Source organism: Hymenobacter caeli (assembly GCF_013294115.1).
Lineage (GTDB): Bacteria > Bacteroidota > Bacteroidia > Cytophagales > Hymenobacteraceae > Hymenobacter > Hymenobacter caeli.
This window is the reverse complement of the sequence record NZ_JABSNP010000038.1, coordinates 1,666-4,761: the sequence shown is the minus strand read 5'-3', so window position 1 is coordinate 4,761 and position 3,096 is coordinate 1,666. Positions and strand designations below refer to the sequence as shown.

Below are 3,096 nucleotides of genomic sequence, written 5' to 3'. Positions count from 1 at the left end.
AAAGTTGGCGGCGACCGACTCTCCCACCGGTGAAGGCAGTACCATGGGCGCACCGGGGCTTAACGGCTCTGTTCGGAATGGGAAGAGGTGAACACCCGGGCTAAAGCCACCATTGCTGGCGGGGGCTGCGGCGTTCTGTTGCCCTGCTCGCGCAGGAACGCAGCCCTCAATAACTCGACGCAAGGGGACAAAAACGAAGCGCGTGGCGCGCGCCAGCGAAAATCTGCGAAGCCCTCGGGCCATTAGTACGGCTCGGCTATCCCATTTCTGGTTGTTCACCTGCCGCCTATCCACGTGGTCGTCTCCCACGGCCCTTCCAATTGGGATGTCTCATCTCCAGGTGAGTTTCGCACTTAGATGCTTTCAGCGCTTATCTCCTCCCAGCGTAGCTACCCGGCGCTGCACCTGGCGGTACAACCGGCGCACCAGCGGCTGGTCCATCCCGGTCCTCTCGTACTAAGGACAGGTCCTGTCAAACATCCAACGCCCACCACAGATAGGGACCGAACTGTCTCACGACGTTCTGAACCCAGCTCGCGTGCCACTTTAATCGGCGAACAGCCGAACCCTTGGGACCTTCTCCAGCCCCAGGACGTGACGAGCCGACATCGAGGTGCCAAACCTCCCCGTCGATATGAGCTCTTGGGGGAGATCAGCCTGTTATCCCCGGCGTACCTTTTATCCTTTGAGCGACGGCCCTTCCATGCGGAACCGCCGGATCACTATATCCGTCTTTCGACCCTGTTCGGCTTGTGGGCCTCGCAGTCAAGCCCGCTTCTGCTATTGCGCTCTGCGTCCGGTTACCAAGCGGACTGAGCGGACCTTTGAAAGCCTCCGATACTCTTTTGGAGGCGACCACCCCAGTCAAACTACCCAGCAGCCACTGTTTCCGCAGCGCGGATTAGGCATCAGGCACGGCAAGGGCGGTATTTCAACGGTGGCTCCCCGAGACCTAGCGGCCCCGGCTCAGCGCCTCCCGCCTATGCTACACATGCCGAACCCAACACCAATGGCAACCTATAGTAAAGGTGCACGGGGTCTTTCCGTCCCGTGGCGGGTACTCGGCATCTTCACCGAGACTACAATTTCACCGAGCTCACGGCTGAGACAGCGCCCAGATCGTTACACCATTCGTGCAGGTCGGAACTTACCCGACAAGGAATTTCGCTACCTTAGGACCGTTATAGTTACGGCCGCCGTTTACCGGGGCTTCGATTCAAACCTTCGCCTTGCGACTAAGTTCCCCTCTTAACCTTCCGGCACCGGGCAGGTGTCAGGCCATATACGTCCGCTTGCGCGTTGGCATAGCCATGTGTTTTTGTTAAACAGTCGCCTGGGCCTTTTCACTGCGGCTTCTCTGACTTGCGCCAGAGGAAGCGACCCTTCTCCCGAAGTTACAGGTCCATTTTGCCGAGTTCCTTGGCCGTGATTCACTCGAGCGCCTCAGGATACTCTCCTTGACCACCTGTGTCGGTTTGCGGTACGGGCAATAAACAGGTTAAAACGCTTAGCAGGTTTTCTTGGCAGTCGGATTAGGCACACTATCCGCGTGGCCCGAAGGCCGTGCGGTACTATCAGGTTTCGGCTAGGTGGGCGTACTTAACTACCCTCCCACTACCTACGCCCTTCAACGGGCACTTCCGTCCGCCCGCGGTGCTTTCACTTCTGCGTCACTGCATCACTGCTGTTCATTGGTGCTGGACTATTAACCAGCTGGCCATCGAATACACCTCTCGGCTTTTCCTTAGGTCCCGACTAACCCAGCTCCGATTAGCGTTGAGCTGGAAACCTTGGTCTATCGGCGTGGGGGTTTCGCACCCCCATTATCGTTACTCATGCCTACATATGCGTTTCTCCACGCTCCACCGCCCCTGACGAGACGGCTTCTCCGCAAGAAGAATGCTCCCCTACCACGCAACCGTCTTGCAGGTTGCATCCAAAGCTTCGGTACTAGGTTTGATGCCCGCGTATTATCGACGCCCGATCGCTCGACCAGTGAGCTGTTACGCACTCTTTAAAGGAATGGCTGCTTCCAAGCCAACCTCCTGGCTGTCAAAGCAATCGGACCTCCTTTGTTCAACTTAACCTAGATTTAGGGACCTTAGCTGTTGGTCTGGGTTCTTTCCCTCTCGGCCGGGGACCTTAGCACCCCAGGCCTCACTGCCGGCTATACTTACTGGCATTCGGAGTTCGTCAGGATTCGGTAGGCTCTGACACCCCCTAGTCCTATCGGTAGCTCTACCTCCAGTAAGCTCTACGCCGACGCTGTACCTCAATACATTTCGGGGAGTACGAGCTATTTCTCAGTTTGATTGGCCTTTCACCCCTACCCACAACTCATCCAAATCCTTTTCAACGGAAACTGGTTCGGACCTCCAGTGCGTGTTACCGCACCTTCATCCTGGTCATGGGTAGCTCACCAAGTTTCGCGTCTACCCCCCCCGACTACGCGCCCTGTTCAGACTCGCTTTCGCTGCGGCTCCGCGCCTAAAAGCGCTTAACCTTGCCGGGGAGGAGTAACTCGTAGGCTCATTATGCAAAAGGCACGCCATCAGGCCACTAAAGCCCTCTGACTGCTTGTAAGCACACGGTTTCAGGTTCTTTTCACTCCGGTATTCCCGGTTCTTTTCACCTTTCCCTCACGGTACTAGTTCACTATCGGTGTCTCAGGAGTATGTAGCCTTAGCGGATGGTGCCGCTCGCTTCGGACGGGGTTTCTCCGGCCCCGCCCTACTCAGGATCCTGCTACCGTGAACCAAAGTTGTCGCCTACGGGATTCTCACCCTCTCTGATGCGCTTTCCCACGCGCTTCGGCTAACTCGGTTCAATCAGATCTCGCAGTCCTACAACCCCGCAGCGGCCGTAACCGCCGCGGTTTGGGCTCCTCCCCGTTCGCTCGCCACTACTTGGGGAATCATTGTTATTTTCTTTTCCTGCAGGTACTTAGATGTTTCAGTTCCCTGCGTTTGCCGCCGCCGGTCAAGCCGGTCGGCTCACGACTCTTCCAGTCGCGGGGTTGCCCCATTCGGAAACCCGGGGATCAGCGGGCATGTGCCCCTCCCCCCGGCTTATCGCAGCTTATCGCGTCCTTCTTTC

2 rRNA genes are annotated in these 3,096 nt (G+C 57.3%); both read right to left on the bottom strand.

The window, feature by feature from the left end:
* Positions 1–2 precede the first annotated feature (2 nt).
* Positions 3–114: ribosomal RNA gene (rrf, locus tag HNP98_RS21400) — 5S ribosomal RNA — on the bottom strand.
* 114 nt (positions 115–228) lie between these two features.
* Positions 229–3,096 (bottom strand): 23S ribosomal RNA (locus HNP98_RS21395).